The 25,487-nt window shown below is 59.9% G+C and carries 20 protein-coding genes; 12 read left to right on the forward strand and 8 right to left on the reverse strand.

Annotation, left to right across the window (positions count from 1 at the left end; genetic code table 11):
- Nucleotides 1-30: 30 nt before the first annotated feature.
- From ACIOWE_RS00960 to ACIOWE_RS00970, 3 genes are all read right to left on the reverse strand, one after another.
- Nucleotides 31-858 carry an EamA family transporter gene (locus tag ACIOWE_RS00960; RefSeq protein WP_401386167.1) on the reverse strand — a complete coding sequence of 276 codons (828 nt, stop codon included), beginning with the start codon at nucleotides 856-858 and terminating at the stop codon, nucleotides 31-33.
- Nucleotides 859-1,081: 223 nt separating this feature from the next.
- Entirely contained in the window at nucleotides 1,082-2,371 is a 1,290-nt protein-coding gene (locus ACIOWE_RS00965) for a carbohydrate porin (protein ID WP_401386170.1), read from the reverse strand.
- A 105-nt stretch (nucleotides 2,372-2,476) separates the two neighbouring features.
- On the reverse strand, nucleotides 2,477-4,885 hold the full coding sequence (locus ACIOWE_RS00970) for a glucose/quinate/shikimate family membrane-bound PQQ-dependent dehydrogenase (protein WP_401386173.1): 2,409 nt from the start codon (nucleotides 4,883-4,885) through the stop codon (nucleotides 2,477-2,479).
- 348 nt (nucleotides 4,886-5,233) lie between these two features.
- Between ACIOWE_RS00970 and solA the strand changes: the two genes are divergently transcribed.
- Complete coding sequence (gene solA, locus ACIOWE_RS00975; protein ID WP_401386176.1) at nucleotides 5,234-6,457, forward strand: N-methyl-L-tryptophan oxidase; 1,224 nt, start codon at nucleotides 5,234-5,236, stop codon at nucleotides 6,455-6,457.
- Between the two features lie 81 nt (nucleotides 6,458-6,538).
- Nucleotides 6,539-6,778 (forward strand): hypothetical protein, encoded by a 240-nt coding sequence (locus tag ACIOWE_RS00980; protein ID WP_401386179.1) that lies wholly within the window; start codon nucleotides 6,539-6,541, stop codon nucleotides 6,776-6,778.
- Between the two features lie 46 nt (nucleotides 6,779-6,824).
- On the opposite strand, the gene ACIOWE_RS00985 is transcribed toward ACIOWE_RS00980, so the two are convergent.
- Nucleotides 6,825-7,304, reverse strand: a complete 480-nt coding sequence (locus ACIOWE_RS00985) for a GNAT family N-acetyltransferase (protein ID WP_401386182.1) — start codon at nucleotides 7,302-7,304, stop codon at nucleotides 6,825-6,827.
- A 67-nt stretch (nucleotides 7,305-7,371) separates the two neighbouring features.
- Nucleotides 7,372-7,878 carry a peptide-methionine (S)-S-oxide reductase MsrA gene (gene msrA / locus ACIOWE_RS00990; protein ID WP_401386185.1) on the reverse strand — a complete coding sequence of 169 codons (507 nt, stop codon included), beginning with the start codon at nucleotides 7,876-7,878 and terminating at the stop codon, nucleotides 7,372-7,374.
- Nucleotides 7,879-8,053: 175 nt separating this feature from the next.
- On the opposite strand from msrA, the gene ACIOWE_RS00995 reads away from it, so the two are divergent.
- Nucleotides 8,054-8,623: a GNAT family N-acetyltransferase gene (locus ACIOWE_RS00995; protein ID WP_401386188.1), complete on the forward strand. Its 570-nt coding sequence runs from the start codon at nucleotides 8,054-8,056 to the stop codon at nucleotides 8,621-8,623.
- On the opposite strand, the gene ACIOWE_RS01000 is transcribed toward ACIOWE_RS00995, so the two are convergent.
- Together ACIOWE_RS01000 and ACIOWE_RS01005 are read right to left on the reverse strand one after the other, a co-directional pair.
- Nucleotides 8,602-9,504 (reverse strand): bestrophin family protein, encoded by a 903-nt coding sequence (locus tag ACIOWE_RS01000; RefSeq protein WP_401386191.1) that lies wholly within the window; start codon nucleotides 9,502-9,504, stop codon nucleotides 8,602-8,604. The genes ACIOWE_RS00995 and ACIOWE_RS01000 overlap by 22 nt on opposite strands.
- A 157-nt stretch (nucleotides 9,505-9,661) precedes the next feature.
- Nucleotides 9,662-10,552, reverse strand: coding sequence for a LysR family transcriptional regulator (locus tag ACIOWE_RS01005; protein ID WP_401386193.1), 891 nt, complete (start codon nucleotides 10,550-10,552; stop codon nucleotides 9,662-9,664).
- Between the two features lie 110 nt (nucleotides 10,553-10,662).
- Here ACIOWE_RS01005 and ACIOWE_RS01010 point away from each other — a divergent pair, with 110 nt between their 5' ends.
- The 6 genes from ACIOWE_RS01010 to ACIOWE_RS01035 all read left to right on the forward strand — a co-directional run bounded on the left by ACIOWE_RS01010 (nucleotide 10,663) and on the right by ACIOWE_RS01035 (nucleotide 18,483).
- Nucleotides 10,663-11,670, forward strand: coding sequence for a zinc-binding alcohol dehydrogenase family protein (locus ACIOWE_RS01010; protein WP_401386196.1), 1,008 nt, complete (start codon nucleotides 10,663-10,665; stop codon nucleotides 11,668-11,670).
- 216 nt (nucleotides 11,671-11,886) lie between these two features.
- On the forward strand, nucleotides 11,887-12,894 hold the full coding sequence (locus ACIOWE_RS01015; RefSeq protein ID WP_401386199.1) for a zinc-binding alcohol dehydrogenase family protein: 1,008 nt from the start codon (nucleotides 11,887-11,889) through the stop codon (nucleotides 12,892-12,894).
- Between the two features lie 55 nt (nucleotides 12,895-12,949).
- Nucleotides 12,950-14,134, forward strand: a complete 1,185-nt coding sequence (locus ACIOWE_RS01020; RefSeq protein ID WP_401386202.1) for an L-dopachrome tautomerase-related protein — start codon at nucleotides 12,950-12,952, stop codon at nucleotides 14,132-14,134.
- A 29-nt stretch (nucleotides 14,135-14,163) separates the two neighbouring features.
- Nucleotides 14,164-14,472 carry a putative quinol monooxygenase gene (locus ACIOWE_RS01025; RefSeq protein WP_401386205.1) on the forward strand — a complete coding sequence of 103 codons (309 nt, stop codon included), beginning with the start codon at nucleotides 14,164-14,166 and terminating at the stop codon, nucleotides 14,470-14,472.
- Between the two features lie 37 nt (nucleotides 14,473-14,509).
- Nucleotides 14,510-17,173, forward strand: a complete 2,664-nt coding sequence (mdeB, locus tag ACIOWE_RS01030) for an alpha-ketoglutarate dehydrogenase (protein WP_401386208.1) — start codon at nucleotides 14,510-14,512, stop codon at nucleotides 17,171-17,173.
- Between the two features lie 209 nt (nucleotides 17,174-17,382).
- Complete coding sequence (locus tag ACIOWE_RS01035) at nucleotides 17,383-18,483, forward strand: alkene reductase (protein WP_201233396.1); 1,101 nt, start codon at nucleotides 17,383-17,385, stop codon at nucleotides 18,481-18,483.
- 46 nt (nucleotides 18,484-18,529) lie between these two features.
- Here the strand turns inward: ACIOWE_RS01035 and ACIOWE_RS01040 are convergent, their stop codons facing one another.
- Nucleotides 18,530-19,414 (reverse strand): LysR family transcriptional regulator, encoded by an 885-nt coding sequence (locus ACIOWE_RS01040; protein WP_401386212.1) that lies wholly within the window; start codon nucleotides 19,412-19,414, stop codon nucleotides 18,530-18,532.
- 377 nt (nucleotides 19,415-19,791) lie between these two features.
- Here ACIOWE_RS01040 and ACIOWE_RS01045 point away from each other — a divergent pair, with 377 nt between their 5' ends.
- From ACIOWE_RS01045 to ACIOWE_RS01055, 3 genes are read left to right on the forward strand one after another with little or no spacing between them, the layout of a single operon-like run.
- Nucleotides 19,792-21,915 (forward strand): type I secretion system permease/ATPase, encoded by a 2,124-nt coding sequence (locus ACIOWE_RS01045; protein WP_401386479.1) that lies wholly within the window; start codon nucleotides 19,792-19,794, stop codon nucleotides 21,913-21,915.
- Entirely contained in the window at nucleotides 21,912-23,300 is a 1,389-nt protein-coding gene (locus ACIOWE_RS01050; RefSeq protein WP_401386215.1) for an HlyD family type I secretion periplasmic adaptor subunit, read from the forward strand. Before ACIOWE_RS01045 ends, ACIOWE_RS01050 begins: the two co-directional genes overlap by 4 nt.
- 2 nt (nucleotides 23,301-23,302) lie before the next feature.
- Nucleotides 23,303-25,444 (forward strand): type I secretion system permease/ATPase, encoded by a 2,142-nt coding sequence (locus ACIOWE_RS01055; RefSeq protein WP_401386218.1) that lies wholly within the window; start codon nucleotides 23,303-23,305, stop codon nucleotides 25,442-25,444.
- Nucleotides 25,445-25,487: the final 43 nt, after the last annotated feature.

Below are 25,487 nucleotides of genomic sequence, written 5' to 3' on the forward strand. Positions count from 1 at the left end.
TAGCTGACCAGCGGTTTTGCGCCTCTGGTGTCAGCCAATGATGATCGTACCGATGGCAATCACCGCGCAGGCCAGGATCTTTCGCACCGTCAGTGTCTCACCGAGGAAAAAGTACCCGATCAATGCCGCGAACAACACGCTGGTTTCGCGCAATGCCGACACCGCTCCCATGGGCGCGGCGGACATCGCATAGATGACGATGCCGTAGGCCAGCAGTGAAACCAGACCGCCGATGAAGGCCGTCATGAACCCGGGTCGCAAGGTCACCAGACTCTTCGTGTCGCGTATGCCGACATACACCAGCGGCATCAACACGCCCCACAAGGCGCACATCCATACCGTGTAGGCCATCGGCGCGCCGGACAGGCGCACGCCAATGCCATCCGTCACGCTATAAGCCGCAATGAAACAACCGGTACCGAGGGCGTACGGCAGACTGGGAACGGCCAGTTTGCGCCCTTTGAAGGCTAGCGAGATGATGCCGCCCGACACCAGCAAAATGCCAAACATCGCGACGGCCCCGACCGTTTCCCCGGCAAAAACCGAAGCGGCGAGGGTAATCAGGATAGGTGAGGACCCACGCGAGATAGGGTAAGTCTGTCCAAGGTCGCCAACTTTATAGCTGCGCACCAGGAACAAGTTGTAGCCAACGTGCAGGACTGCTGAAAGCGCCGCGTAGAACCAACTGGCCTTGGCCGGAGCCTGCAAGAAAAAGGCAGTTGCGATGCTGACAATCGCTACCGCCACGCACATGATCGTCATCGACCACAATCTGTCGGCGCCACCGCGCAACGCGGCATTCCAGCTGGCATGCAAGAGCGCTGCGAAGAGTACGAGGAAGATGATGGGATAGGGCATGCGCGATCCTATAGCGGGCGTGGGCCGTCAGCTAATCTACCCAACACCTCGGTGGCGAGTGAACGAATTTCGCGCAGTATCTGTGGCGAGGGAGCTTGCTCCCGCTGGGCTGCGCAGCAGACCTTCTTTTGCGCAAGAAAAGGGCCGCTTCGCGCCCCAGCGGGAGCAAGCTCCCTCGCCACAGATCAACTTTGGTTCGGGTAAAGGTGTTTATGGCCAGCAATCAGAGCGACGCCTTCACCTGCAAACCCACCACCAACGCATTGTCGATGTCCTGCCCGGAAAACGCTCCCGGTTCGATGATGTATTGCAGATTCGGGCGCAGGGTCAGCCAAGGGGTGGCCTGATAACCGTAACCGAGTTCGATCAACTGTTCGGCGCTGTCCAGATTCGGGAATGCTGTGCCGTTGTTCTGCGCCGCGTCTTGCAACACGTCGCGACTGCGTGGGTTGGGCACCGCGCGGCCGTAGCCAAGAGCCACGGTGTCACGCGGGCGGCCTTCGAAGGGTTTGTACAAGACCATGCCGGTGCCGTACCACTTGCTGAACGGCGATGCCGCTTCACTGGCTGCCGAATATTGACCGAAAGCATGCAGACTGCGGCCCTCGGACGTCTCTGAGCGCCACACCGCCTGATCGATCAGTAGGTAATGACCGCCGCGACCGGAGACTTCCTTGTCGCTGCCGATGCGTTTCACATCAGAGCTGTCGTAGTAATAGCCAACCTTGTATTCGCCGGGTAATTGACCCGCGTGCTTGTATACCAGTTCGATCGGCACCACGGTGCCGGTGGTGTGTTTCGGGTCAAGGTGCCAGGCGCGGCTGGAATTGCCGTTGCTTTCGGGATCGACATTGAACGCGGCCACACGCAGTTGCCATTCAGGCGACAGATCGTATTTCACCCGCACGCCGAGGCGGGCGTTGGGGTAGTTGGTCCAGCCACTACCGCCGGACATGTTCAGCGGGTGCCCGCAGAAACCGGCGTTCATGAAGTTACAGAGAATGCCGCTGTCGAGGCCACCGAGGTCGTTGCCCATGGCCATGTAACCCAGTTTCACGTTCAGCGCCGGGGTAAACAGGCTGCGCTCGTAACTCAATTCGGTCAGGCGCGTGTAGAGCCCGCCGTAGTTTTCCTGGATCGGCAGACGGTTGCCGACCAGATCCTCGGAAGCGCTGTTGCCGCGGCGGTCGTTGATGCTCAGTTGGACCTTGCCGGCGTTGTCGACGCCGTACAGTTTGCTCAGGTCGAATTGCACGCCGAGCTTGATGTTCTGCGAGTAGCGGGCCGAACGATGCAGGCCACCGTCGGCGTTGTAGGCCGTCTCGCCGCTGTAGTCGCCAGTGAATTTGACGCCGTCCTCGTCCATCTGGTGGCGCAGGCCGCCCCAGTCGCCGGTCAGGGTATTGCGGGTCAAAAGATTTGCATCATCAGAAGCGAAAGCGGGCAGGGCGGCGCTACAGGTCAGGCCCAACAGCACGCCGTTGAACCAAGCGGTTTGAGAAAAACGAAACATGACAATCTTCCTGCTGAAATCTTTAGCGGTATCGCAAAAGCAACGCGGCACCCGTAGGTGCCGCGCTCGAAAGAAAGCGCCCATGCTGGGCATGGGCGCCGAGGTTTACGGCAAGGCGTAAGCCATCACGTAGTCGCCGCGATCGGTCGACTGACGCGCACCACCGGCCGTGATCACGACGTACTGCTTGCCGGTTTTCGGCGAAACGTAGGTCATCGGGCCGCCCTGGCTGCCCACCGGCAGGCGGGCTTTCCAGACTTCTTCACCGTTGCCGCTGTTGAAGGCGCGCAGGTAGAAGTCTTGAGTCCCGGCGATGAAGATCAGGCCACCTTGAGTCGACAGGGTGCCGCCGAGGGTTGGCAGACCGATCTTGATCGGCAGGTGCATGCGAATGCCCAGCGGACCGGTGTCTTCAACAGTGCCGACCGGAACCTGCCAGGCGACTTTCTGAGTCTTCATGTCGATGGCGGTCAGCGTGCCGAACGGCGGCGCCTGGCAAGGAATGCCGGCGACCGACAGGAAGCGGTTCTTGTTCACCGCGTACGGCGTGCCTTTTAGCGGTACAGCGCCCATGCCGGTGTTCAGTGCTTCGCCACCGGAAGCCGCTTGAGCCTTGTTTTGCGACGGGATCATCTGAATCCACAAGCCCAGGCGCATGTCGTTGACGAAGATGAAACCGTGCACCGGGTCAGTGGAGATGCTGCCCCAGTTCATGCCGCCCAGCGAACCCGGGAAACTCAGGGATTTGTCGGTGCCCGGCGCGGTGTACAAGCCGTCGTAGCGCATACCCTTGAAGTCGATGCGGCACAGCAACTGATCGTAAGGGGTCGCGCCCCACATGTCCGATTCGGTCAGGTGCTGCGCACCGATCTGCGGCATGCCCACCGATTTTGGCTGGGTTGGCGAGTAAGGCTCGTCAGGAATGTTCGCCGCTTTGACCGGGACTTCTTTAACGTCGGTCAGCGGTTTGCCGGTGGCACGATCCAGCACGTAGATCTGCCCGGCCTTGGTGCCGATCACCAGCGCAGGAACGGACTTACCGTCCTTGGTGAAGTCGATCAGGCTTGGCTGCATCGGCAGGTCGAAGTCCCAGAGATCGTTGTGAACGGTCTGGAACACCCACTTTTCTTCGCCGCTGTTGGCATCCAGCGCGAGGATCGAGGCGCCGTAGGTGTGGTCGAGTTTGCTGCGTTCGACACCGTAGATGTCGGTGGAAGAACTGCCCATCGGCAGGAATACCGTGTTGGTCGCCGGGTCGTAAGACATCGGCGCCCAGCTGTTCGGCGTGCTGCGCACATAGGTGCTGCCGTCGGCGGGTGCCTTTTTATCCTGCGGATTGCCCGGGTCGAACGCCCAGCGCATGGCGCCGGTGATCACGTCGAAACCACGGATCACGCCGCCGGGCATGTCGGTCTGCACGTTGTCGGCAACGCGACCGCCAACCACCACGGTGGTCCCGGCCATCAGCGGGGCGGAGGACAATTGGTAGTAGCTGTCCGGGACATCACCCAGACCGGCCTTCAGATCCACCTGACCGTTGTTGCCAAAACCCTGGCAGAACTCGCCGGTGTCGGCATCGACAGCGATCAGACGTGCGTCGATGGTGTTGGTCAGCAAACGGCGCTGGCAGTTGGCGCCAGGCGCGACTGCAGCCTCTTGGGTCACCGAAGAACTGCTCGGTTTGGCGACGGCGGCAGTGGCGTCGAAATACGCCATGCCACGGCAACGCTGCCAGACTTTCGACTGGGCGTTGATGGCGTTTTTCCAGAGTTCCTTGCCGGTGTCGGCATCCAGCGCAATCAGATTGTTGTGCGGGGTGCAGATGAACACCTTGTTGCCGACCTGCAACGGCGTGAGCTGGTCTTCGGCACCGTTGCCATCGCTCTCGGCGACGTCACCGGTGTGGTAAGTCCACGCCACTTTCAATTTGTCGACGTTGTTGCGGTTGATCTGATCCAGCGCGGCGAAGCGGCTACCGCCTTCGGTATTGCCGTAGTGCGCCCAGTCTTTCTGCGCGTTTTCCGGCTCAACCGGGGTCAGGCCCGGACCAGTGCCGGTGGCGGCGACAGTCGGGTGCGCAACAAACATGTTGCCGGCCGCGACCGCCACACCGATGGCGAGCACAGCGGCCAGCGCATAAGCGCCGCGTCCTGGAACACCGCCGTTGGCACGTTTGAGCAGCGGATACACCAGCGCCACGACCACGCCGATGGCACTGAACATGAACAGGCGCGAGAACACCGGCCAGAACACCAGCCCGGCATCGCTCACCGCCCAGATCGCTGTTCCGACCAGGAACGCTGCGAACAACCACGCACCCGCCGGTTTGAAGCGAGCAATCAGCAGGCCGGAAACGGCCATCACCAAGCCACCCAGCAGGAAGTACCACGAGCCTCCCAGGCTGACCAATTTCACGCCACCAGCAGCGAGTGCCAGACCGAGCAGGGCGATGACCACGCCCAGCCCGACCAGAATGAATTTTGATATGCCCGAGAGGCGTTGACTCTGCTTCACGTTGAATGTCCCGTTGAAATGAGGCGGGCATTATATAGATAGGTAACTACCTAGTTAAATCACTATTTCTGAGGGAAGCATAGTTCGCCGCTCAAGCACGCGCCTACACGGCAGCCGTGCATTCGTTATAGGGTTGACGCAATTATCCAAAGGTCGCGGAAAGCGCTGTTTATGTCAGAAGTCTTATCAGTTATGACAGCTATAAAATTTCGGCAATTCGCCAGCAATTGCCCGACGTACGGCAGGATTGAGAGCCGGTCCTTCACACGATCAGGCAAATGCTCCGTCAATCTTTGATTCCTGATAGGTTTACCGCTCAACTGGAGCCTTTTTGGCAGGGAGCTATTGATGTCCGAGCGCTGTGAAGTAGTGGTTTTGGGCCTGGGTGCCATGGGCGCCGCAACGGTGTATCAGTTGGCGAAAGCCGGCGTGAATGTCGTCGGCATCGATCGCCATCATCCGCCACACAACCTCGGCTCCAGCCATGGCGATACACGTATCACGCGGCTTTCGGTCGGTGAGGGCGCGCAATATGTGCCTATCGTGCGTAATTCCCACCGCATCTGGCGCGAACTTGAGGGGCTGACGGGAGAGTCGTTGTTTGAGCAATCCGGCTTGCTGGTCCTGACGTCGAGCCCCGAGTTCGACCCCGCTGACAAAACCGACTTCACCTTGCGCACCATCGATCTGGCACAGACCTACGGCATCGAGCACCAAGTCTTGAACGCCACGCAGATTCGCCAGCGCTTTCCGCAATTCAGCGACGTGCACGACACGGCCATCGGCTATTTCGAGCCGGACGGAGGTTTTGTCCGCCCGGAACGCTGCATCGACGTGCAGCTCAAACTCGCCGAACAGCACGGTGCAATTCTGCACAAAGGCGAAACGGTGATCGGCATCAGTTCGGACGAGCAGGGCGTCACCGTCACGACGGACCGTCGCACGCTGTTGGCCAACAAACTGGTGATCAGTGCGGGCAACTGGAGTGGCGAGCTGCTCGGCAAACCGTTCGAAAACCTGCTCAGCGTCTACCGCCAGAAATTGTTCTGGTTCGAGCTGGAAGAGAACGCCGGACTGGTTGGCCATTCACCGACATTCATCTTCACTCACGGTCGCGGCGACGACAAAGTCAATTACGGGTTTCCCGCGTTGCCCGGCGAAGGCAGTTTGAAAATCGCCACGGCGCAGTACCACACCGTGACTTCTCCGCAAGACATCGACCGCACGGTCTCGGCAGCCGAAGCGCAGGACATGTACGAGCAGCAAGTGCACGGCCGGATCGCGGGTGTGACATCGACGGTGCTCAAATCTGCGGTCTGCGCCTACACGGTGACACCGGACCGCCATTTCATCATCGATGAGCATCCGTCCCTGCAACACACCTTGTTCGTGTCAGCCTGTTCCGGCCACGGTTTCAAGCACTCCGCCGCGCTTGGCGAGGCGTTTGCACAGTGGTGCATGCGTGGCTCGAGCGATCTGGATCTGTCCTCTTTCTCGTTGAAACGCTTTGAAGGGGAAACTACGAACGCCCACACACCTGGCCCGCAGCAAAATAATTTGAACCGCTCTTGAGCGCGCTCACCCTAATGATCAGCTTGTGGTCAATTGCACAGGCGTTGTGCCAATACCGGCATATTCCGAGAGGTGGTCAGCGTGGCTAAAGACGAGAAGAAAAACAAAGGTGAAGCTTCGAAAGCCAGCAAGGATTTGAAGGACAAAAAGTCATCACCGGAAAAGAAATCCGCAGCGGCCTCGGCGCTTTCTAAGTCTTCCGACAAGAAGGACAAGAAAAAAGACGCCGAACCGAAGAAATCTGCCAAGAAAGCTGACAGCAAGCCAGACAAGGCCAAGGACTCGAAGAAGGCAGACAAGCCTGCGAAAAAGAAAAAGTGACATCGGCTATCTGCCAGGGCTTTACGCCCTGGCAGATGCTTGCGAATCAGCCGCCAACCCAGCACATGGTCTGCACCGAAATATGCGGGTGACTTTCCAGCGGTTCCCATTCATCGAGGAACTCGAAGCCCTGCTTCAGATAGAAATTCGCAGCTCTCGCGTTGTCGGGAGATACGTCGAGGAATACCCGATCAAAGCCTCGCTGCGTTGCACTGGCCTTCACGGCCTCGACCAACCGCGTCGCCGCAACTGAGCCTCGGGACGCAGGCTCAACCCACATCCCGATCAGGTTAAAGCGATTAGCACTGCTGACGGCCGCACCGATCATGCCGACAGGTCTGTCTTGCTCGTAAGCCAGCCAGAATTCGGTTCCGGCTGACGAGGCGCGTTCTTGCCATTGTTCATCGGTGTAGGCAGCGGCGGATTGGTAGCTCACGCCAAACGCTGTCGGAGCGTCCAACAGCGCGGCGAGTCGTACTTGCTTGAGCAGCTTCCAGTCCCTGGTGTGCGTCGAACGAATGTCCATGATCTTCCCTGAAAAATTAACGTCCTCCCCAACGTCTCACAGAAGAATAAAGGGAGCAACCTTAGGCTCAGGCGCGCTTCGGCAACTTCCAGTTCGGCCGGATGAAATGGCAGGTGTAGCCACTCGGAATGCGCTCCAGATAATCCTGATGCTCCGGTTCCGCTTCCCAGAACGGTCCCGCCGGTTCGATTTCGGTGACTACCCGGCCTGGCCACAGTTTTGATGCGTCGACGTCGGCAGCCGTGTCTTCGGCGATGTCGCGTTGCGCCTCGCTGAGGTAGTAGATCGCTGAGCGGTAGCTCGGGCCGAGGTCATTGCCTTGGCGGTTAGGCGTGCTGGGGTCGTGAATCTGGAAGAAAAATTCGAGAATCTGCCGATAGCTGATCACCGACGGGTCGAAGACGATTTCGATGGCTTCGGCGTGATTGCCATGGTTGCGATATGTGGCATTCGGCACATCGCCGCCGGTATAACCGACGCGCGTCTGCAGCACGCCGGGGTAGCGTCGCAGCAGATCCTGCATGCCCCAGAAGCAGCCGCCGGCAAGAATGGCAGTTTCGGTTTGACTGGTCATGGCCTGTCTTCCTCTCGTGGGACGTTGGGTGTAGCCAATGTTATGAGGGCGGGTTGGGCAATTCCAAGGGGTGAGGGCTTTATGGCCCCATCAATATCCGACGTAATGGATCTTTCCTTCGCCGGCAGTCAATTTAGACTCGCGACATGCTCACTGCCCTGATGGAACGGAACCCATGCCTGCAACCGTTTTCGATAGCCAACCCACTTTGTCCGGCCCTACGCTGAGGCTTGAGCCGCTGGCCGGCAATGACGTTGAAGGTCTGTTCCAGGCAGCGAGCGATCCACTGATATGGGCCGGCCATCCGGCCACCGACCGCTATAAACGTGAGGTTTTCGAAAGCTACTTCGCTGCACTGTTGGCGACGAATACCGCCCTCAAAGTGATCGATATTGCTTCAGGCGCAATCGTTGGCACGTCGAGTTACTACACCGCGCCCGATCAACCTGCCGGCATCGCCATCGGCTACACCTTTCTGGTCAGGGACAAGTGGGGCGGCAGCACGAACCAAGAGCTCAAGCGTTTGATGATCGAGCATGCATTCAAGGCGTTCGACAGTGTTTATTTCCATATCGCGCCAACGAACACCCGCTCGCAAAAAGCCACGCTGAAACTGGGCGCCGTGCACTTGTATGACGCCGAGCTGACCCTGGCCGGCGTAACCAAACCGTGCAAGTGCTACGGCCTCACCCGCGCCCATTGGGATGAGTTGCAGGGTGGCGTTCAAGCGATTTCTTCCACCTGACGCGCGTGCCCCAAAGAATCTCGCTGCATCGATTGCAGGTTTTTCTCGATGGTTTCGCAGAGCGCTTCCATCTGAATCTGGTGCTCACTGTGGCGAAACGGGCTTTGCAGATCGGTGCCGATGCGTTCGATGGCCAGCAGCATGAAACCGACAACGGTCGAAGCCAGCGGCGTGAACCAGCCCAGCGACTCGACCAGGCCCACAGGGACGATCAGGCAGAACAGCGAGATAAACAGGCGCGGGAAATACACATAAGGGTAGGGCAGCGGGGTATTGGCGATCCGCTCCATGCCGCCCTGACTGTTGGACAAATCCACCAGCGTCGACTCCAATCGCGCCAGGCGAATACTGTCCAGGCGCCCGGCCTTGTATTCGCGGGCGAGCAGGGCGGCGGAACCAGTGAGGATGTCGTTGGCAAAATTGTTGGTGGTGCCACTGCGGGCGAATTCCTCAGCGGGAATGAACGCCCGGACTTCCTCAGGGCAAGGCTGACCCTGCAAGTGCGCCGCCAGGCAATTCACATACGCCACGTGGCGACGCAACAGGGTCGCCTTGACCGGATTGATCTCGCTGTCGGGATCGTCCAGCAGCGTCAACACCTGACGGGCGAAACTGCGCGAACTGTTGATCATCGAACCCCACAGCGTCCGCGCTTCCCACCAGCGGTTATAGGCGCTGCTGTTGCGAAAACTGATCAGCACCACCAGCGCCGAACCGAGCAAGGTCAGCGGCATCAGCGGCAGGTTGATCTTGGCGTTGAGAAACAGCATGAAGTCCACGGTGACGGCGATGTCCCAGAGCAGCAGCCAGAACAGCGACCAACCCACATAGCCCATGGTCTTGATGATCAGACGGTATTTTTTGACGATGGCAGCTTTCAAACGGAAACCTCGTGGCGAGCGGTAAGCATGGGTGCCTTAGCTCGGACGGTGGTTTCGGGGTAAAGGTTCGCTGGCTGACGTCGGTCCGTCGGGAAGTCACGGGCTGAACAACTCTCTGCTCACTCTTCTCGACGCCTGACACCCGCACGCCCCGGATTCAAATCCGCTCCATGCGGGAAAACTGTTCTCGCAACCACGAATAAAGTTGCGAAACGGCAGGAGAGATCTGCTTGCGGTGCGGGCAGACCATACTCAACGGCGAGGCATTGCCCGGATGATCCTCCAGCAATACGACCAGTCTGCCGGCGATCACGTCAGCGCTTACGTCCAGCCAGGACTTGCAGGCAATGCCTTCGCCCTCCAATGCCCAGCGTCGGACTACATCGGCGTCGTCGCTGAACAGCGGGCCCGAGACCTGTATGGTTCGCCCGCCCAGGTTCCATTTGTCGAATACCCGTCCATTCTGCAGATAGAGCAGGCAGGGATGCTCGAGTAGTTGATCCGGCGTCAGCGGCTGACCATGCCGCTCCACGTATTCCGGTGAAGCGACCAGCACCCGACGGTTCCAGGGTGCCAGAGGCAACGCCACATAGTTGGCGTCTTCGTTGGAGCCGTAGCGGATAGCAACGTCCACCGGGTCGCGGAACAGATCGGCGACCTGATCGGACAACACGAAACGTAGTGTCAGTTCCGGGTGCTCACGGCGGAAGGCCGACAGCCACGGCAACAACACATTGCGCCCCAGATCAGACGGGGCGGTGACTTGCAGTGCGCCTCGAAGCGGGGTGTTCTCACCGCGCAGGTTTTCCCGCCCGAGCTTCAGCGCTTCAAGCACCGAATGCGCGGTAGGCAGGTATTGCTCACCCTCGGCGGTCAGTCGAAGGCTGCGGGTGGTGCGCGCGAACAAGCGCACATCCAGCTCGCGTTCCAGGCGCTTGATGGCGGCCGCGACCTGGCCTGGCAACAAGTCCGCTTCCAGCGCAGCCGCGGTAAAGCTGCCCAGCGCGGCACTGCGCGTAAACAAACCAAGATCATCAATGCGAATCATCTTCACTCCTGCTGTGAAAGTGTTGGCGCATTCTGTAGGTTTTTCTTTGTTCAAAGGAGGACGAAAATGTTTGTAAGTGTGTGCGTCAACCCTTCGAACAGCGAGTCTTCATGAACGTCTTCACCTTCACCCCATCGGGCTCATCGATCGAGGACGCCTATTCGCAAGACCCAACCATCAGAGCGGTTCCCGGCCCAAGAGCAATGCAGATTGAACTGCTTGCGGTTGCCGTCAATCCGCTCGAGACAAAGGTTCCAATAGCAACCGGTACCAAAGAATCGAAAATACTCGGCTGGGGTGCCGCTGGCATTGTTCGTCAAGTCGGGCCAGAGGTGACACTGTTTCAACCCGGCGATGAGGTGTTTTACTCCTTTGCAGGGACAATTGCCGCGCCCGGCGGCTACAGCAGATTCCATTGCGTGGATGAGCGAGTTGTCGGATACAAACCGCACTCGTTGAGTGCGGCTGAGGCGGCGGCATTGCCTTTATATTGCGTAAACGCGTGGGAACTGCTGTTTGACCGCCTGGGCGTTGCGCAGGATTCGGCGCAAGGCGAATGTCTGCTGATCATGGGAGAGGCCGCAGGCACTGGCGCGATGCTCGTGCAACTGGCCCGTCAGTTGACTCGCCTGACCGTGATTGCAACGGCTTCATGTCAGGACAAAGCTGAGCGGCTTCGGCAGTTGGGCGCGCACCATGTCATCGATCCCGGTCAGCCGCTGGGGGCTCAACTGCAAGCATTCGAGATTGCCGACGTCAGCCATGTCGCCAGCCTGGCAAATACCAATGAGCATTTTTTGCAGTTGATCGAGATACTGCGCCCGCAGGGACGTCTGGGCGTGATCGACGATCCTGGGCACCTGGACGCGACAGCGCTGAAGACAAAGTCTTTATCGTTGCACTGGGAAATGATGTTCACCCGATCGTTGTTTGAAACCACCGACATGATCAACCAGCATCACTTGCTCAATCGTATTGCCAGCTTGATTGACCAAGGTGTTTTGCTGCCCGGCGCCAATGAGCGTGGGAGCGCTGCCGATACGTCAGCCATGAGTCGCACCCGCGCACTGCTCGATGGTTTCAAAGCCAAAAACGGTCGCGACAGCCAAGGTCGCTGAGCACCGCCGCTGAGGGCGTCCTGCCATGCATTTGCGTTTCGTAAGGCGCGAGTGCGAGGTGCTTTGCCGAGTGATCACCATGGGGCTCAGCGCATTGGTGATCAATTTTCACTGCAAAAGTGAAAGTGTTGGCGCTTTGCTCAGGTTTTTCTTTACCCATGGGAAGTCGAAGATGGCGGCAAGTTAACGCTTCAGCCCTTCAGACAGCGAGTTTCCATGAAAGCCATCACCTTTACGCAACACGCCCTGCCTATTGAAGATCCACAAGCATTGCACGACATCGAGATGGCTGCGCCCGTGCCTGGCCCGCGAGACCTGCTGGTCGAGGTGCGTGCGGTGTCGGTCAATCCGGTCGACACTAAAGTACGCGCCGGCACTTTCACCAAAGAACCGAAAATCCTTGGCTGGGACGCCGCCGGTATCGTCCGTGGCGTTGGCTCTGAGGTGACGCTGTTTCAACCCGGCGACGAGGTTTTCTATGCCGGCTCGATTGCCCGCACCGGCAGCTACAGCGAACTGCATCTGGTCGATGAGCGGATTGTCGGGCACAAGCCACGCTCATTGACTGCCGCCGATGCAGCGGCATTGCCACTGACGTCGATCACAGCCTGGGAACTGCTGTTTGACCGGCTGGGCGTTGTAGAAGGCGCGGGAGAGGGCAAGTGCCTGTTGATCACGGGGGCGGCGGGAGGCGTGGGTTCGATGCTGGTGCAACTGGCCCGTCAGCTGACCCGACTCACGGTGATCGGCACGGCCTCTCGTCCACAGACCGCTACCTGGGTCAAGCAATTAGGCGCGCATCACGTGATTGATCACAGTCTGCCACTGCACAGCCAGTTGCAGGCTCTGGGCATTGCCGAGGTCGATTACGTCGCCAGCCTGACCCACACCGAGCAGCACTTTTTACAACTGATCGAGGTGCTTCGACCGCAGGGGCGTTTGGGCGTGATCGACGATCCGGAAAGCCTGGATGTGATGCCGCTGAAGAGAAAATCCCTGTCGTTGCATTGGGAGCTGATGTTCACCCGTTCGCTGTACGAAACGCCGGACATGATCAACCAGCATCACCTGCTCAACCGTGTCTCGGACCTGATTGATCAGGGCATTCTGCAAACCACCGTCGGCGAACACTTTGGTGCGATCAACGCGGCCAACATGCGTCGTGCTCATGCGCTGGTCGAGAGCGGCAAAGCCCGAGGCAAGATCGTCCTGGAAGGTTTCTGAGCACCGCCACCCGAACAGTCAGACAGGCCTGTGAAAGGCCTGTCAGGAGAACTTTATGCGTATGAAAAAACTACCCGCTGCGTTGCTCATTGCTTCGGCGGCCATGCTTGCAGTGCCGTTCGCCCAAGCGATCAATGCCGTTGCTTTACCGGCGGACGCACCCGCTGACCGATCCTTCGGCAAACTGGAACAAGTCCATGCGTTTTATGACGCAATGCCGACCGGGGTGACGGTTACCGAGACGGGACGGATCTTCGTCAATTACCCACGCTGGGGCGACGATGTGCCGTTTACCGTCGGCGAAATCCGCGAAGGCAAAGTTGTGGCCTATCCGAATGCGGCCATTAATCGGGAAAACCCCAACGACCCGAGTGATGGCTTGATCAGCGTACAAAGTGTGGTGGCCGATGGTCAGGGCATGGTCTGGCTACTCGACACGGCGGCCCCGGGTTTTGCCGACCCGAAGCCGCGTGGGGCGAAACTGGTCGCAGTGGACCTTGCCAGCAACAAGATCGTCAAACGCCTGGTCTTCCCGGACAACGTGATGCTGCCAAGCACTTACGTCAACGACATGCGTTTTGATTTTCGTACCGGTGCGCAAGGCACGGTTTACCTCACCGACTCGTCGCTGCGTGGGCCGGGCGCAATCATCGTCATGGACATCGCCACGGGCCGCGCCATGCGCCGTTTGAGCGGAGTGCCGGCGACCTCGGTGGATCCGGCATTTGTGCCTGTGGTTGAAGGTTTGCCGGTCACGGTCAAAGGCGCGGACGGCAAAGCCAAACCGCTGGCGGTGGCCTCCGACGGGATTGCGCTGTCGGCGGATGGCAAGACGCTGTACTTCACGCCGCTGTCGAGTCGGCACCTGTATGCCATTTCCACCGCACTCCTGCGCGATGCCAGCGTCAGCGAAACACAACTGGCTGCCGCCGTGCAGGACCTGGGAGAGAAGGGTGCGTCCGATGGCATGGAGGCCGACGCCAGCGGCGCCCTTTATGCCGGTGACTACGAGCACAACTCGATTCGCAAACGCCTGCCTGATGGTCAATGGCAGACATTGGTGCACGACCCGCGTCTGCTCTGGCCTGACACCCTGTCCATCGGCCCGGACGGTTACCTGTATTTCACCGCCAATCAGCTACACCGTCAGGCAGCGTTTCGCGGCGGACAGGATCAGCGGCAAAAACCCTACAGCCTGATGCGCCTGAAAATCGATGCGGCGCCTGCGCCTACCCGTTGAAAGCTGTTTTAACCATTGGAGAGTTGATGATGAATACGTCCACTGAAGTGTTGGTGTCAATTGCCGTACTCAAGGCCAAGGCGGGCAAGGAGCAGGCATTGAAAGAGGGACTGTTGACGCTGGTTGAGCCAACCCGCAAGGAACCGGGCAATCTCGACTATGTATTGTTCGAGCTGCGTGACGCGCGCGGGACGTTCTACATGCGCGAGGCTTTCAAGAATCAGGCGGCGCTGGATGCGCATTTCGCGATGCCGTATTTCCAACGCTTCGCCGCCACGGCGGATGACTTGCTCGAAGAGCCGCTGCAGTTGATTTTTCTCGAACAAGTCTCGTCCTGATAACGCTTGCCCATTCAACCTTTCGGGGTGTTCTGCAATGAAAGAGTCAGTGCCACGGCCAAATCATTTACTCCCGGTTCCGCAGGACAGCGACGAGATCGAAACCAGCGAATGGCTGGAAGCCCTGACCGGTGTTGCGCGGGTCGGTGGCAAGGCGCGTGTGCGGTACTTGCTTCAGCGTTTGGCCGAGCAGGCTGATCGGTTGGGCGTACAGAGTGCCACGAGCGCCTACTCGCTCTACCAGAACACCCTGGGAATTGAGCAACAGCCCGACTATCCCGGCGATCTGGTGATGGAGGAACGCATCACTTCGATCATCCGCTGGAATGCCTTGGCGATGGTGGCGAAAGCCAACAAGGCCTACGGCGAGTTGGGCGGGCATATCGCGAGTTTTGCCTCGGCCGCCGAGATCTTCGAGGTCGGTTTCAACCACTTCTTCCGGGCAGACAGTGAGGCCGGGCGCGGCGATCTGGTGTACTTCCAGGCCCATTCGGCGCCGGGCGTGTATGCGCGGGCATTTCTCGAAGGGCGCGTGCAGGAAGCGCAATTGCAGCGTTACCGGCAAGAAGTGGATGGCGGTGGCTTGTGCTCCTATCCGCATCCTTGGCTGATGCCCGATTTCTGGCAGTTTCCCACCGGTTCGATGGGCATCGGTCCGATCGATGCGATTTACCAGGCGCGCTTCCTGCGTTACCTGCAACATCGCTCGATTGCGACGACGCAAGGGCGGCATGTCTGGGGCGTGTTTGGCGATGGCGAGATGGACGAGCCGGAATCGATTGCCGCGCTGTCGCTGGCGGCGCGGGAAAACCTGGACAACGTCACCTTTGTGATCAACTGCAATCTGCAACGCCTCGATGGCCCGGTCCGGGGCAACGGGCAAATCGTTCAGGAACTGGCGGCGCTGTTCAGTGGTGCCGGTTGGAACGTAATCAAAGTGTTGTGGGGTTCCGAGTGGGACCCACTGTTTGCACGCGATGAGGGGCATGCGCTGTTACGCCACTTCGCCGCCATGGTGGACGGCGAGTATCAGAATCTGGGCGCCAATGACGGTGAATACAACCTCAGTCATTTCTTCAATCAGGACCCGCAATTGCAAGCGCTGGTGGCGCACATGAGCCCGCAACAGATCGATGCGTTGCGCCGGGGCGGTCACGACTTTCGCAAACTGCACGCGGCTTTTTCGGCGGCAAAACAGCAAAAGGGCAGGCCGACCGTCATTCTGGCGAAAACCAAGAAAGGTTTCGGTATGGGCCGGATCGGCGAGTCGCGCAACACCTCTCACCAGCAGAAAAAACTCGATGTCGAGGCGCTCAAGGCGTTTCGTGATCGCTTTGCCTTGCCACTGGACGACCAGGCCGTGGAAGAAATGCGTTTCTACCGGCCTGCCGACGACAGCCCTGAGTTGCGTTACCTGCATCAGCAGCGACAGGCGTTGGGCGGCTATTTGCCCAAACGCAACAGTCGTGCCGCCACCATCAGCGTTCCGCCACTCGACAGCTACGCACGCTTCGCACTCACGCCGGATGATCGGGAAAACTCCACGACCATGGCGGTAGTACGCCTGTTCACCCATCTGCTCAAGGACAAACAACTGGGGCCGCGGATCGTCCCGATCGTTGCTGATGAAGCACGCACTTTCGGCATGGCCAACCTGTTTCGGCAGATCGGCATCTACTCCTCCGTGGGGCAGTTGTACGAGCCGGAAGATGCCGGCGCATTGCTCTACTACAAGGAGGCTGCCGACGGGCAACTGCTGGAAGAGGGTATTACCGAAGCCGGGGCGATTTCGTCCTGGGTCGCTGCGGCCACGTCGTACAGCGTCAGCGGCGAGGCGATGCTGCCGTTCTACATCTACTACTCGATGTTCGGTTTCCAGCGTGTCGGTGATCTGATCTGGGCTGCGGCGGATCAACGCGCCAGGGGCTTCCTGATCGGGGCGACGTCCGGACGTACGACCCTTGCCGGCGAAGGTCTGCAACATCAGGACGGCTCCAGCCAATTGATTGCCGCGACCGTCCCCAACTGCCGCGCCTACGATCCGGCCTTCGCCAGTGAGGCGGCGGTGATCATCGACCATGGCAGCCGGCGCATGCTGGAGGAGCAGCAGGACGAGTTCTATTACCTGACCGTGACCAACGAAAACTACGTGCAGGCGCCACTTGAACCTGCGCAATACGACGACGTCATTCGCGGGATGCGCCTGTACGCCCGTCATGGGGCTACCCCGGCGACGGTACGTTTGCTGGGTTCGGGGGCGATCTTGCGCGAGGTGATTGCGGCCGCGCAGATGCTTGAGGATGAATGGCAGGTCAGCAGTGAAGTCTGGAGCGTCAGCAGTTTTTCCGAACTGGCCCGGGAGGCCCGAGAAGTGCAGCGCCGGCAACTGTTCGCCGGGCACTGCCAGACGCAAAGCCATCTGCAACGTTGCCTGCCCGGCAGCGCGCCGATTGTGGCGGCCAGCGACTACGTCCGCGCCTATGCGCAACTGGTGGCGCCATATCTGGAGGCGCCCTATGTCGCGCTGGGCACCGATGGTTTCGGACGCAGCGACACGCGCTCGGCGTTGCGCCGGTTCTTTGAGGTGGATCGTTGGCACATTGTGCTGGCGGCGCTGGCTTCGCTTGATCCACAGACCCACGCCCGGGCGCTGGAGAAGTACGGCATTGATGCACACGATCAGGCGCCCTGGAATCGTTGAGTCTTGGTGTCGCAAGGGCTTTTACAGGTCATCTGCGGTGTGTTGGCGTACGCAGAGTGGCCTGTTCAGCCCGGAGCAGGATCGGCCTGCAAGCGTCTCGATTATCCGGATTGACCGTAATATGTTTTCCGGTCGGGGCCGATTATCAGAAATCTCCAAAGGGCTATTCTGCGCCCGGAAGATCACTGAATCTCTACGAGGAGACGCTCATGTCCAAACTCTTTAGTCCCGGCGCGGTTGGTAAGCTACGCACCCCGAATCGCGTGGTCATGGCCCCCATGACCCGCTCCCGCAGCACTCAGCCTGGCGATGTTCCGAACGCCATGAACGCGATCTATTACGCTCAGCGGGCATCGGCGGCGTTCATTGTCAGTGAAGCCACGCAAATCTCTCCGCAGGGAAAAGGCTATTCCTTTACCCCAGGAATCTACAGCGACGAACAGGTAGCAGGCTGGCGCCTGGTGACCGATGCGGTGCATGCCGCGGGTGGGCGTATTTTTCTGCAACTGTGGCACGTGGGGCGCATGTCGCACCCCGACTTTCATAACGGCGAGCTACCGGTTGCGCCTTCTGCAATCCCGTTCGACGGCAGCATCTGGAAAGTCGACCCGTCGACGGGTGCTGGCAGCATGGTCAAATGCCCAACGCCACGTGCGCTGAGCCGCGACGAGATTCACGACATCGTCAACGACTACCGCAAAGCCGCTCGCAACGCCATGACGGCAGGTTTCGACGGGGTGGAAGTTCATGGCGCCAATGGCTACCTGATTGACCAGTTCCTGCGTAGCACCTCCAACCTGCGCACGGATGAGTACGGCGGTTCGCGCAAAAATCGCCTGCGCTTTCTTAAAGAGGTCATGGATGCGGTGATCGATGAGGTCGGAGCCGATCGCACGGCGATTCGCGTGGCTCCGTTTCTGACGGCGCGAGGCATGGAGTGTCCGGACATTCTGCCGACGATTCTGGAAGCGGCCACCTATTTGCAGGAAAAAGGCATTGCGTATCTGCATCTGGTCGAAGCGGACTGGGATGATGCGCCGGTATTTCCCGAGGCGTTCCGGCGGGCGGTGCGCGAGCATTTTCACAACGCCATTGTGGTGGCCGGCAAGTACGACCTGGAACAGGCCGACTGGATGTTGAGTAAGGGCTACGCCGATTTTGTCGCTTTCGGCCGCAAATTCGTCGCCAACCCGGATCTGCCTCTGAGACTGGAGAAGGGCTATCCATTGGCCGATCTGGAAGGTGCCGAGCTGTTTGGTGGCACCGAACGTGGTTACTCCGATTTTCCTGCCTGGTCTCAGCACGGCTGAGCCAAAAGGCTCAGAAAACCCAGCCACAAATCTCCTTGAATCGGGCTCAAGTCGCCAGCTTCGAGGAGATTTCGTCCATCAGCAATTTGACCCGTCGTGGCAGTGCGTGGCTGGAAGGGTAGACAATTTGCAAGTCCACCCCTTGTAGTGAATAGGCCTCCAGCACCTCGATCAGTCGACCCGCTTTCAAGTCATCGCGCACGTCGATGTACGACTTGATACAGATACCATGACCGGCCAGACACCACTGCCGCACTTGATCGCCGTCATTGGCGATGCGCCGGCCCGACACCCGGACCTTGAAAGAACGACCGTGGGCGCGGAACTGCCATTCGCGATGAATGTTGCTGCCAAAGCGCATCAGAATGCACTGCTGCTGCGCCAACTCCGATGGGTGTTGTGGCGTGCCATGAACACTCAGATAGGCCGGTGATGCACAGACAACGCGCCGTCCTTCGCTGAGCTTTCGCACCCGCAGCGTACTGTCGGACAACGCCCCATAACGAATGGCAAAGTCGATGCCTTGACCCGCAAGATCGAGGTAACCGTCAGTCAAGTTAAGGTCAACGCTGACGTCAGGATTTTCTTCAAGAAATTTATCCAGAATGGGCACGAGACGATTTCGCCCCAGGTCAACCGGAGCACTCAGCCGTATCAGGCCGGAAATGCGTTCTGTGCCCAGTTTGATATTGCTTTCGATGTCTTCAGCGTCCGCCAGTAGTCGACGCGCGCCTTCCACCAGAAGCCGTCCTTCATCCGTCAAGCTGATCGACCGAGTGGTACGGGTGAGCAACGTCGCCCCGTAATGCTTCTCCAAAGCCCCGAGTCGCTCCGAGACTGACGTCGGCGAAAGCCCTACCTCACGGCCTGCGGCCGACAGGCCACCTTTCTCGACAATCAACAAAAACAGCGCCAGATTTTCGAAGAGCATTATTCGGATTTCCCTGAATGCGATTGCGCTTTTCGCTGGATTCTACGCCATCTGAATCAGCGATAGCGTTCCTCCATTGTCTGGCTGGCGAGGGTTTCTCCAGGCCAAAGACATCCCTCAGTGTGTGAGTAACCGGCCGTGGCACGAGGAGCGACAGAGGGGCGCAATGCACCTGGCAGAGGCTCGTTATCAATTTTTCCTTAACAGTTATCAACTGGGCCGCTGATTATCAATTTGCAGTCGCTGCCACATGATCGGGTTATGCCAGCCCCATCAAGGAAAGCGAGTTTTATGCGAAGCGCTCGTCACACCACACCGTACCGCGCGCCATCGAGCGCCCTGCGATGACGCAGATATTTGTGGCCGAAACTCCTGTCATGGAGCGCCTTGTCGCCAGCCAGGCCGACGCGATCATGACGGACTCGGCACTCGGCTGTTGCCGACTGTTGTTGCAGCTGAGTCAGGGTCATGAGGCGGATGTCGCGGCCGGACGTTTTCAGACTGACCTGCGCACCGCCGTTAAAGCCTACGGCACCGCCAATGACATTGACCTGCGTCTTGAGCGCCTGTCCTTGCGCAAGTTGACTCCCAAAATGCTGCCACTGGCCTGGCGAAACGAGGCCGGTGCCTTTGCGGTGTTGGCCCGACTGTCCGAGACCCAGGCCTTGATCCAGTCACCCTCGGCCGACACCCCGCAGGTGATCGAGCGCGAGCAGTTGGCAGCGCAGTGGAGCGGGCAAGTGATCCGCGTGCGCCAGGGCGGACTGCGTTTCGACCTGTCCTGGTTTGTCCCTGAGTTATTGCGCCATCGGCGGGTGCTGGGCGAAGTGTTGCTGTGCTCTTTGCTGTTGCAAGTACTGGCGCTGGCCACACCGTTGTTTTTTCAGGCGGTGATGGACAAGGTTATGGTCCACCGGGCGCTGGCCACTCTGGATGTACTGGTGGTGACGCTGGTGGTCGTGGGCGTATTCGAAGTCCTGCTCAAGGGGCTGCGCGAATACTTGTCGGCGCATACCGCCAACCGCATCGACATTGGCCTCGGGGTCAAACTGTTCCGCCATCTGCTGGGCTTGCCGCTGCTGTATTTCAAGCAACGGCAGGTGGGCGCGATCATCACCCGGGTGCAGGAGCTGGACAGCATCCGTGAGTTCCTCACCGGCTCCTTGCTGACTCTGTGTGTCGACGTCGCGTTCACCCTGGTGTTCTTCGCGGTGATGGCGTGGATCTCCTGGCCGCTGACACTTTTGGTGCTGGCGACGTTACCGGTGTATTTCCTGTTGGCCTGGGCCAGCAGCGGGCCACTGGAAAAACGTATCGAACGGCAATTCCAGAGTGCTGCGCGCAACACAGCCTTTCTCAATGAAACCGTCAGCAGCAGCGAAACGATCAAGAGCCTCGCGGTAGAACCCCGGATGCAACGGCGCTGGGAGGCGCAGACCGCCGAGATGGTCGAGGCCGGGTTTGCCAGCCAATCGCTGGGCAGCGCGATCAGTCAGAGCGTGACGTTGTTGCAGAAGCTCACGGCCGTTGCCGTGATCTGTTGGGGGGCACACAAAGTGATCGGCCTGGAACTGACGCTGGGCCAGTTGATCGCCTTCAACATGATGCTGTCCCACGTCAGTCAGCCGCTGGCCAAGCTGATCGATGTCTGGCAGCAATTCGTCCAGGTGCGGGTGTCGGTGGACAAGTTGGGGGACATGCTCAACCTGCCGGTGGAGCAAAGCCACGGCCAGCAACGCCCGGTCGAGGCGCTGCGCGGTGAAGTGCGTATCGAGCAATTGGCCTTCCGCTATCGCCCCGACCTCGATCTGGTGCTGCAGAATCTGGATCTGTACATCGCTCCCGGGCAGACCCTCGGCATCGTCGGGCCTTCCGGCTCGGGGAAAAGCACGCTCACGCGCTTGTTGCAGAAACTCTATGTGCCCGACGCCGGGCGCATCTTGATCGATGGTCAGCCGCTGCAACAGCTGGAGCCGGGTTGGCTACGCAGCCAGATCGGCGTGGTGTTGCAGGAAAACTACCTGTTCAATCGCAGCGTGCGGCAAAACATCGCTCTGCGCCATCCGACCGCCAGCCTGGAAGACGTCATCGAGGCTGCGCGCCTGGCCGGCGCCCACGAATTCATCCTGCAATTACCCTTGGGTTACGACACGGTGCTGGCCGAGGCGGGCAGTTCGCTGTCCGGCGGCCAGCGTCAGCGCATGGCCATTGCCCGAGCGTTGATGGGCGATCCGCGACTCCTGATTTTCGATGAGGCCACCAGCGCTCTCGACGATGAATCCCAAGCCCTGATCCAGGACAACATGGCGCGGATCGCCGAGGGCCGCACGGTGATCATCATCGCGCACCGGCTGTCGGCGGTGCGTCACTGCCAACGGATCATCGCGCTGGAACAGGGGCAAATCAGCGAGTCCGGCAGCCACGTCGAACTCCTCGCCAACGGTGGTTGTTATGCACGGCTTTGGGCTTTGCAGCAGGCGCTGCTCAAGGAGGATGCATGATGGCCGGCTCTACACTCAAAGCCCTGCGACAAGCGTGGCGAGCATTACGCGCAGCCCCTGCCGTGCTCAAGCGCAGCAGGGACGAATATGAGTTTCAGCCCGGCTATCTGGAGATCGTCGAGCGGCCACCGGCCCCGTGGGCGCGGGCCACGGCCTTGTTGCTGATCGCGTCCGTCCTGCTGGCATTGGGCTGGGCGATTCTCGGGTTTCTCGATATCCACGCCAGCAGCACCGGCCGGCTGATGGTTTCCAGTTATACCAAGGTGATTCAGGCCCACGAGGCCGGCGAGGTCAGCGCGATCCACGTGCGTGATGGACAGCGCGTCAAAGCCGGCGAGCCTTTGGTGGCGCTGAACCCGATTGGCGTCGATGCCGAGTTGGGCGAGTTGCAGGCTCAGTTGGCCTTTAAGCTGCTGGAGCGGGCGCGGGCGCAGGCGTTATTGAACAACGACCCGTTGGGCAGTTATCAGCCGCCCGCAGGCTTGAATCCAGAGCAGGTGGCGACGGCAAGGGCGCAGCTGGCGAGCACCTGGCGCGAGATCAGCGCCAACCTCGACAGCCTGCGCGCCGAGATCAGTATCAATCAGGCCAATCAGCGCGCACGCAGTGTGGAGATTGCCGCCCTGGGGAAACTCGCGAGCAATATTCGCCAACGCTTGAACGCCCGGCGGGCGATGGCGGCGGAGCAACTGATGCCGCAGGTCGAATTGCTTGAGCAGGAAAAAGAGCAGTTGGAAGTCGAACGCTCGCTGGCCCAGCAAAACGCCGAACTCCAAGTGCTCAAGGCTGAGGCACAGAACCGAGTCGAACAACGCGACAGCTTCCTCGCCAGGACCCAGCGCGAGCAGCACGATCTGCTCAACAGTACCCATCAGGACATCGCCGTACTCGAGCAGCAACTGATTCGTGGCCGTGACCGGCAACGCCTGCAAACCTTGCTGGCGCCAGTGGACGGCGTGGTCCAGCAACTGGCGGTGCACACCCTCGGTGGCGCGGTGCAACCGGCTCAACAACTGCTGGTGATCGTGCCCGAAGGCGCCGAGCTGGATGCCGAGGTCATGGTGCTGAACAAGGACGTCGGTTTTGTCCGTGCCGGGCAACCGGTGGAGGTCAAGATTGATACTTTTCCCTATACCCGCTACGGCACTTTGCGCGGCACTGTCAGCCACGTCTCTGGTGACGCAATCAAGGACGAACAGCAGGGCCTGGTGTTTCCTGCACGCATCCGCCTGGACCGTGCCGCCATCGCCGTAGGCCAGGAATGGCTGGCGTTGCAGGCGGGCATGAGCGTCACCGCAGAGATCCGCACCGGTGACCGTCGGGTGATCGACTACTTGCTCAGCCCCATCCAGCAGTATCAATCCGAAGCGTTGCGGGAGCGTTGAGCATGACTGATGCTTTTGCAGTTACGCCCGATCAGGCTCCGCTACTCCTCGATACCGGCTTGCAGGCCCTGGCCTGGGCGGCGCGGCACTTTGATCTGAATGTCAGCGTGGCGCAGTTGAGTCATCGCCTGGGACGTGTTGAAGGTACGGCCGATCGCCTTGATCTGTGCCGCTGCGCCGGCTGGATCGGCCTGCGGGCGCGCACCGTGCACAGCGCGGTCCAGCGTCTGGAGCATCTACCGCTACCGGCGCTGCTGGAAACCGTTCACGGCTGGGCGGTGCTCAACAGCATCGAAGAAGACCAGGTCGACATTTACTGGCCACTGGAAGATCGTTGCCAGACGCTATCCCGTGAAATGCTGACGTCTCTCTGGCACGGCCAGACTCTGCTTTTGGCCGAGCGCCACACGGGCCTGAAGCCTCCGGCATTTGGCATTGCCTGGTTCCTGCCATCGATCCTCAAACACCTGCGTCAGTTTCGCAGCGTGTTGCTTGTCTCGCTGATGTTGCAACTGGTCGCGCTGGTCACGCCGATGCTGTTCGAGAACATCATCGACCGCGTCCTGGTCAGTCGCGGTCTGTCCAGTTTGCAGGTGCTGGGTATTGCCCTGCTGGCGTTGGCGATATTCGAGCCGCTCTATGGCTTCATACGTTCGTGGTTGTTTTCCAACCTGGCCAGCAAGGTCAATGCCGAACTGTCGGCACGCCTGTATCAGCACTTGGTGCAGTTGCCGCTGGGCTATTTCCAGCAACGCCAGACGGGCGAGATCATCGCTCGCGTCGGTGAGATGCAGCAGATCCGTCAGTTCCTCACCGGCTCGGCGCTGACTCTGGTACTGGACCTGGCGTTCTGCGGGTTGTTTATCGGCGTGATGTACAGCTACGCGCCGACGCTGACCTGGGTGGTAGTCGGTTCCCTGGCGTTGTATTTCCTGTTCTGGTTGTGCGTGGGGCCGTTGCTGCGCAGTCGGGCGCTGCGCGAATACGAGCTGGGTGCTGATAACACGGCTTTTCTGACCGAGGCCGTGACGGGCATCGAGACCATCAAGACCGGCGCCACCGAAGGGCTGTTCCAACAGCAGTGGCAACGCCAGTTGGCCGCCTACGTGCGCGCTGCTTTCTCAATCCGTCTGGTCGGAATCTGGGCGGGGCAGGGCATTGGCCTGATCCAGAAACTCACTTCGGCAATCTTGCTGTGGTGGGGCGTGACCCTGGTGATGGACGGGCAGATAACCCCAGGCCAACTGGTGGCGTTCAATATGCTCGCCGGTCATGTGGTGGAACCGATCCTTCGTCTGGCCCAGGTCTGGCAGGACTTCCAGCACACCCTGATTTCGCTGCGGCGCTTGGGCGACATCCTTGAAACCGAGTGCGAAAGCGGCAGCGGTGGCCTGGCTTCGGTACCGGCATTGGCGGGCAGCATGAGCTTTCAAGGCGTGCGCTTTCGCTATGACGAAGACGGCCAGGAAATTCTGCGCAATCTCAATCTGGACATCCAGCCCGGGGAATTTGTCGGCATCACCGGCCCCTCGGGTTCCGGCAAATCGACCCTGACCCGTTTGTTGCAACGCCTCTATGTGCCACAGCACGGTCGCGTGCTGGTGGATGGCATCGATCTGGCCATCGCCGACCCCGTGGCGCTGCGTCGCAACATGAGCGTGGTGCTGCAGGAAAGCGTGCTGTTCGCCGGCAGCATCGCCGAAAACATCCGGCTCTGTCGGCCACAAGCCACGGATGCCGAGGTACACGAAGCGGCGGCTCTGGCCGGTGCTGATGAGTTTATCCAGGCCCTGGGCCAGAGCTACGACACCCAGGTCGGTGAGCGCGGCGGCCAGCTTTCCGGTGGTCAGCGCCAGCGCATCGCTCTGGCCCGAGCCCTGCTGACCCAGCCGGCCATTCTGTTGCTCGACGAAGCCACCAGCGCTTTGGACTACGAGTCCGAAGCCGCGGTCATGGCCAACCTGCACCGCATCGCCCAGGGCCGCACGGTGATCAGCGTTGCCCATCGCCTCAATACCTTGCGCCACGCCTCGCGAATTCTGGTGATCGACAAAGGCCAGGTGGTAGAGCAGGGCAGTCATGAACAGTTGCTCGACCTGGACGGGGTGTATGCCCGGCAGTGGGCATTGCAGATGAAGGATTGACGAAAAGACTGTCGGCGCCAAGGACGATTGAAAGCGCCACTTA

It is taken from the genome of Pseudomonas sp. NPDC087598 (assembly GCF_044743525.1).
GTDB lineage: Bacteria > Pseudomonadota > Gammaproteobacteria > Pseudomonadales > Pseudomonadaceae > Aquipseudomonas.

Coding starts and splice junctions, on each gene's coding strand:
- ACIOWE_RS00960 (WP_401386167.1), bottom strand. CDS start 858: ATGCCCTATCCCATCATCTTCCTCGTACTCTTCGCAGCGCTCTTGCAT.
- ACIOWE_RS00965 (WP_401386170.1), bottom strand. CDS start 2,371: ATGTTTCGTTTTTCTCAAACCGCTTGGTTCAACGGCGTGCTGTTGGGC.
- solA (WP_401386176.1), top strand. CDS start 5,234: ATGTCCGAGCGCTGTGAAGTAGTGGTTTTGGGCCTGGGTGCCATGGGC.
- ACIOWE_RS00985 (WP_401386182.1), bottom strand. CDS start 7,304: ATGGACATTCGTTCGACGCACACCAGGGACTGGAAGCTGCTCAAGCAA.
- msrA (WP_401386185.1), bottom strand. CDS start 7,878: ATGACCAGTCAAACCGAAACTGCCATTCTTGCCGGCGGCTGCTTCTGG.
- ACIOWE_RS00995 (WP_401386188.1), top strand. CDS start 8,054: ATGCCTGCAACCGTTTTCGATAGCCAACCCACTTTGTCCGGCCCTACG.
- ACIOWE_RS01005 (WP_401386193.1), bottom strand. CDS start 10,552: ATGATTCGCATTGATGATCTTGGTTTGTTTACGCGCAGTGCCGCGCTG.
- ACIOWE_RS01010 (WP_401386196.1), top strand. CDS start 10,663: ATGAACGTCTTCACCTTCACCCCATCGGGCTCATCGATCGAGGACGCC.
- ACIOWE_RS01015 (WP_401386199.1), top strand. CDS start 11,887: ATGAAAGCCATCACCTTTACGCAACACGCCCTGCCTATTGAAGATCCA.
- ACIOWE_RS01020 (WP_401386202.1), top strand. CDS start 12,950: ATGCGTATGAAAAAACTACCCGCTGCGTTGCTCATTGCTTCGGCGGCC.
- ACIOWE_RS01025 (WP_401386205.1), top strand. CDS start 14,164: ATGAATACGTCCACTGAAGTGTTGGTGTCAATTGCCGTACTCAAGGCC.
- mdeB (WP_401386208.1), top strand. CDS start 14,510: ATGAAAGAGTCAGTGCCACGGCCAAATCATTTACTCCCGGTTCCGCAG.
- ACIOWE_RS01035 (WP_201233396.1), top strand. CDS start 17,383: ATGTCCAAACTCTTTAGTCCCGGCGCGGTTGGTAAGCTACGCACCCCG.
- ACIOWE_RS01040 (WP_401386212.1), bottom strand. CDS start 19,414: ATGCTCTTCGAAAATCTGGCGCTGTTTTTGTTGATTGTCGAGAAAGGT.
- ACIOWE_RS01045 (WP_401386479.1), top strand. CDS start 19,792: ATGGAGCGCCTTGTCGCCAGCCAGGCCGACGCGATCATGACGGACTCG.
- ACIOWE_RS01050 (WP_401386215.1), top strand. CDS start 21,912: ATGATGGCCGGCTCTACACTCAAAGCCCTGCGACAAGCGTGGCGAGCA.
- ACIOWE_RS01055 (WP_401386218.1), top strand. CDS start 23,303: ATGACTGATGCTTTTGCAGTTACGCCCGATCAGGCTCCGCTACTCCTC.